The sequence below is a fragment of the Candidatus Laterigemmans baculatus genome, assembly GCF_010367455.1.
In the GTDB taxonomy this organism is placed as follows: domain Bacteria; phylum Planctomycetota; class Planctomycetia; order Pirellulales; family Pirellulaceae; genus Laterigemmans; species Laterigemmans baculatus.
In genome coordinates, this window is sequence record NZ_WRPR01000067.1 from 1 (window position 1) to 5,062 (window position 5,062).

The following is a 5,062-nucleotide window of genomic DNA, read 5'->3' on the forward strand; positions in this document are numbered from 1 at the left end:
CAAGCCGAAGGCGACTGTGTTTTAAAAAGCAGTCGCCTTCGGCTTGCCGTTAAACGATTTTTCCGCGAGCCGTCCTGCTCCGAACCAATCCAAACTGGCGCTGTCCAGCTCGCGTGTGCCTCAGGTCGCTTCGCGGCGCATCAGGTCGTACAGCGCCACGCCGACGGTCGTCGCCAGGTTCAGGCTCCGTACGTGCTCGCTGGTCGGCAGCCGGACTGCCCGCGGGCCGGCGGCTTCGCGGATCGAGGGGGGCAGGCCCGAGGTTTCGCTGCCGAACACCAGCACGTCGCCGCGGCCCAGTTCCGCCTCCCACAGCGGACGCGTGGCAAAGCGGCTGAAGTACCAGTAGCGGCGTGCGGGGGTTTCCGGCAATCGCTCCCGCAGTTCCTCCCAGTGGGCGACGGTGTGCAGGTCGAGGTGCTGCCAGTAATCGAGTCCCGCACGGCGGAGCGAACGGTCGTCGAGCCGGAATGCGGCCGGTCGGACGATCCACAGCGAAGCACCGGTGGCGACGCAGCTTCGCCCGATGTTCCCGGTGTTCTGGGGAATTTCGGGCTGGTAGAGCACGACGTGGGCGAACCGCGAGGAAGCCTCGGCTCGCACCTCCGGGGTCTCTGCTTGCACATGGGGCTCGGCGCGTGCGAGACTGTGCCCCTCCAGCGTCGGGCGATTTCCTGGTCGAGCGGCGCCCGACCGATTCTCTTCCTCGCGTTTTGTCTCCATGCCGATCCAAGTTACCTGTCCGGGTTGCCTGACGCGATTCCAGGTCAATGAGAAATTCGCGGGCAAAAAAGGGCCCTGCCCGAAGTGCAAGCAACAGATTCAGATCCCGGACAAAACGGGTGAAGTCGTCGTCCACGCCCCGGAAGACATGGGGCCGAAGGACAGCAAAGGCCGCTCGGTCCTCAAGCCGATCACCCGCGAGGAAGTCAACGTCACGCGGCGGGGAATCATGGTCGTCGCCGGGGCCGTGTTGGCTGCGATCTTTCTAGCGATCGGTCTCCGCGTGACCGGGGGAGTGCCGCTGGCGGCCCGGATCCTGGGAGTGATTTTGCTCGCCCCGCCGCTGGTCTGGGCGGGCTACACGTTTGCCCGCGAGCAGGAGTTGGAGCCGTATCGCGGTCGCGAGCTGTGGATCCGCGTGGGAATCTGCTCGGCGATCTTCGCTGCCTTGTGGCTGATCTACACCTTCTTGCCCGGCTACTTGTTCGAGTACCGGCGGCCGAGCGAGATGCCCTACCTGACTGCCGGAATCACGCTCGCGGTGATGACGGTGCTCGGGGCGCTCGCCTCGATGGCCACGTTTGAGCTGGAGTTTGGCTCGGGGCTGATCCACTCGGCTCTCTACTTCGTGGGCATCCTGGCCCTGGCCGTGATCGCCGGAGTGCCGTTGGCTGGAGTGGAGGGGTGACCGAGGAAGTTTCGGTAGATTCGGCAGCCGCGTCGCTGATCCGCATCCCGCCTGAGATGGACGTCCCGGTCACGCCGCGGGTGATGCGGATCATCGACAGCGAGCCGATGCGGCGGCTCGGCCGCGTCAGCCAGTTGGGGTTGGTGTCGCTGGTCTATCCCGGCGGGGTCCATTCGCGGCTGGAACATTCGCTCGGCGTCTACCGCGGGGCGCTCGGGCTGCTCGAGCATTTCGCCTCCGACGGCCGCTTTCGTGAGCTCGTTTCTCCGGCAGCCGCCGACGCGTTCATCGTCGCCTCGCTGGTGCATGACTGCGGACACTGGCCGTTTTGCCATCCCATCGAGGACATGCAGCTGCCGGGAGTGCCGACGCACGAAGCGCGGGCTCGGGCGCTGATCGGCGGTGGCGAGCTGGCTCCGTTGATCGCCGCGGAGTGGCGGTGCGAAATCGAGTCGGTGCTGCGGATTCTCGAAAAGCGGCCGGCCGACGATGCCGAGCGGCTGCTCTCGAGTCTGCTCAGCGGACCGATCGACATCGACAAGATGGACTACCTGATTCGTGACAGCCTGCACGCGGGCGTTCCCTATGGCCGCAATTTCGACGTCGGTCGGCTGCTGGCCTCGATTCGCTTGCATCCGGACGAGCCACGGATGGCAATCGGCGACAAGGGACGAACGGCGGCCGAAATGATGGTTTTTGCCCGCTACGTGATGTTCAGCGAAGTTTACTGGCATCACGCCGTCCGCAGCGCCACGGCGATGCTCCAGCGGGCCGTGTTCCTGCTCCGCGAGTCGCTCGAGCTAGCCAGTTCAACGGAGCAAACGCCTGCGCTGAAAGAGGAGGGGAGGCTCGACCCGGGGGGGATGTACGATCTGGACGATGCCCACTGGATCGCGCGGATTCGCGAAGTGGCCGCGGGAAGTCCCGCTGAATCGCTCGTCGAAGGGCTGTTCGGGCCGCGGCGACGGCTGCTCAAGCGGGTCGCTCAATTCAACGTGCTCGACGAGCCGGCACGCCATCAGCAGCTGGCCCACCGGCCGTACTGGTGGCTGGTGGCGGCCAGCGGGGAGCTCGCCGAGCGACTTTCCAAACGGCTCGCCGGTCGCCTCTCCGGACCATTGACCGCGGCGGACGTGATCATCGACGCCCCGCCAGTGAAGCTAGAAGTCGATATCAACGTCGACGTGATCGACCCGCTCGGCCGCCCCCGCCCGCTCGGCCAGGTTTCCCCGGTGGTCGAGGCGCTAGCGAACCGGCAATTCGACAGCCACGTCAAACGGGTCCGAGTCTTCGTCCCCGAGGGGGTGCGGGACGCTCTGCCCGGAGGCAGACTCCCGCCGGAGGACCTGGACGCGGCCATCGAGGCGACGAGATCGATCGCCTGAACTCTGTGGGAAAACCGCTTGAAGCGTCACCCTCCCCCCGGGAGGGTCGCGAGGAACGAGCGGGGAGGGTGTTCGCAAGGGTGAGCTTCACTTGGGGCTATCGCTAGGGATTGCTCTCCCTCCCCTCGCTGACGCTCGACCCTCCCGGGGGGAGGGTGATGGGTTGCGGGTCCAACGCTCGACTTTTGGATTGAAGCCTGACGTACGCTTGGGGTCTGGGTTGTCCGCGGGCTCGATCGGTGAATATGATAAACGGATGACGGTTCTTGAAGGTCCAGCCAGGGTTTTCTGTGACCGGGGATTTTCAACACAATCGCGCACTTGAAGGGTTTACCAGATGGCAGTGAAGCTGACCGAACGAGCCGCCGAAGAAGTCAAGCGGTTCCGCACGGAACACAACTTTGATGACTCGATGTTCCTCCGGATCGGCGTCGCCGGGGGCGGTTGCAGCGGGTTCAACTACACCTTGAATTTCGACGACTCGTTCGACGAGAAAGCGGATTCCAAGTACGACTGCTTCGGGGTTCCGTTGGTGGTCGATAAAAAGAGCGCGCTGTACCTGGACGGCACCACCGTCGACTGGTACGACAGCCTCGAGAAGCAGGGCTTCACTTTCGAGAATCCGAACGCCGTGAAGAGCTGCGGCTGCGGAAGCTCGTTCTCGGCCTAGTCGAGAGCCGTTCTCGTCGAGAAGGGGCTTCGGCACGTCGAAAAAATCTCCAGAACACCGGGTCGGTTGACCCGGTGTTTTTTGTTGTCTCGCTCCGCACCCACCGAGAGGAACACCCGCTTTGGCTCCGCGCATCCAAATCATCGGTATCGGCGACGACGGAGCCGACGGACTGACCGCTTACGCCCGCTCTTTGATCGACGATGCCGAAGTTTTGGCGGGGCCGGCGGAGTTGCTCGAGCGGGTGCCGTTTGGGCCGAGCGAGCGGGTGGCGATCGGCAACGATTTGGACTCGATCCGTGATGCGGTCGCCTCGCTCGCCGGGCGCCGCGCGGTGATGCTCGCCGAAGGGGACCCGCTGTTTTACGGGATCGCCCGGTTTTTGTCCGATTCAGTCGGCAAGCACTGTTTTGACGTCGTGCCGCACGTCAGCAGCATGCAGCTCGCTTTTGCCCGGATCAAGGAAAGCTGGGATGACGCCTATCTGACGAATCTCGCCACGCAGCCGCTCGACCGAGTCGTCGAAACGATCCGCACGGCCGAGCACGTGGGCTTGTTCACCACCGAAGCGATCACGCCGTCGGTCGTCGCCGAGTCGCTGCTCGATCGCCGCATCGATTACTTCAACGCCTACGTCTGCGAAAACCTCGGCTCCCCTGACGAGCGGGTCACCCAGGGAGACCTTGAGACGATTCGCAAGATGCAGTTCGCCCCGCTGAACGTGATGATCCTCGTGCGGCACCGCGGGGCGGCCGACCGACCGCGAGAATGGGAGGGCCGCCGCCTGTTCGGCAATCCCGACGAGTACTTCCTGCAGTCGCGACCGAAACGGGGCTTGCTGACGCCGACCGAAGTCCGCTGCTTGGCGCTGGCCGAGATGGATTTGGCGCCGCGGAGCATCGTCTGGGATGTCGGCGCCGGCAGCGGTTCGCTGGCGATCGAAGCCTCGGGGCTGGCCCACCAGGGGCAGGTGTATGCGATCGAGATGGACGCCGAAGATTATGGCTTGATGCTGGAGAACGCCAAAATCTTCCAGTGCCCGTCGCTCGTCCCAGTCCATGGGAGCGCTCCGGCCGCCTGGGAGGATCTGCCCGATCCCGATGCGATCTTCGTCGGCGGATTGGGGCGGGCGGTCACCGATCTGAGCGTCGCCGCCTGCGGACGACTGAAACGCGGTGGCCGAATCGTGATCAACGTGGCCAGCATCGATTCGCTGGCCTCGGTCCGCAATGCGGTCCGGAACGAGGGTATCGAAGTTGACGTCCGCATGATCAACATCGCCCGGGGCGTCGATTCGCTCGGAGCCCTGCGGCTCGAATCGATGAACCCTTCGTTCCTGATCGCCGGTCGCAAACGGTGAGGCTGAGTACTGGGCCTTCACCATTACCCTCCCCCCGGGAGGGTCGGGCTCTCAGGCCCGGGGAGGGCCAGCGGAGTCTTTCTGCACCCAGAGAACTACGTCACGCTACGCCCTCCCCGCTCGTTCCTCGCGACCCTCCCAGGGAGGTCGTGCAGTTTTTAGCCCCCTCTCCCCCGAAGGGAATCGCGGCAATCGCTTGACCTTCACCCCCAAACATTTTCGCGATTCTCTTTGGG

General features: G+C 64.6%; 5 protein-coding genes. 4 read left to right on the forward strand and 1 reads right to left on the reverse strand.

The genetic code is table 11. The features are described from left to right. Positions 1–120: 120 nt before the first annotated feature. On the reverse strand, positions 121–723 hold the full coding sequence (locus GNK13_RS13580) for a tRNA (cytidine(34)-2'-O)-methyltransferase (protein WP_164103094.1): 603 nt from the start codon (positions 721–723) through the stop codon (positions 121–123). Here GNK13_RS13580 and GNK13_RS13585 point away from each other — a divergent pair. From GNK13_RS13585 to cbiE, 4 genes are all read left to right on the forward strand, one after another. Continuing rightward, positions 722–1,411 (forward strand): hypothetical protein, encoded by a 690-nt coding sequence (locus tag GNK13_RS13585; RefSeq protein WP_164103095.1) that lies wholly within the window; start codon positions 722–724, stop codon positions 1,409–1,411. The two genes, GNK13_RS13580 and GNK13_RS13585, sit on opposite strands and share 2 nt — an antisense overlap. Further along, on the forward strand, positions 1,408–2,796 hold the full coding sequence (locus GNK13_RS13590) for an HD domain-containing protein (protein ID WP_235935137.1): 1,389 nt from the start codon (positions 1,408–1,410) through the stop codon (positions 2,794–2,796). The genes GNK13_RS13585 and GNK13_RS13590 overlap by 4 nt, the downstream gene beginning before the upstream one ends. A 337-nt stretch (positions 2,797–3,133) precedes the next feature. Beyond that, on the forward strand, positions 3,134–3,466 hold the full coding sequence (locus GNK13_RS13595) for a HesB/IscA family protein (RefSeq protein ID WP_164103096.1): 333 nt from the start codon (positions 3,134–3,136) through the stop codon (positions 3,464–3,466). Between the two features lie 121 nt (positions 3,467–3,587). Next, on the forward strand, positions 3,588–4,826 hold the full coding sequence (gene cbiE, locus GNK13_RS13600; protein ID WP_164103097.1) for a precorrin-6y C5,15-methyltransferase (decarboxylating) subunit CbiE: 1,239 nt from the start codon (positions 3,588–3,590) through the stop codon (positions 4,824–4,826). Positions 4,827–5,062: the final 236 nt, after the last annotated feature.

Coding starts and splice junctions, on each gene's coding strand:
- GNK13_RS13595 (WP_164103096.1), top strand. CDS start 3,134: ATGGCAGTGAAGCTGACCGAACGAGCCGCCGAAGAAGTCAAGCGGTTC.
- GNK13_RS13580 (WP_164103094.1), bottom strand. CDS start 723: ATGGAGACAAAACGCGAGGAAGAGAATCGGTCGGGCGCCGCTCGACCA.
- GNK13_RS13585 (WP_164103095.1), top strand. CDS start 722: ATGCCGATCCAAGTTACCTGTCCGGGTTGCCTGACGCGATTCCAGGTC.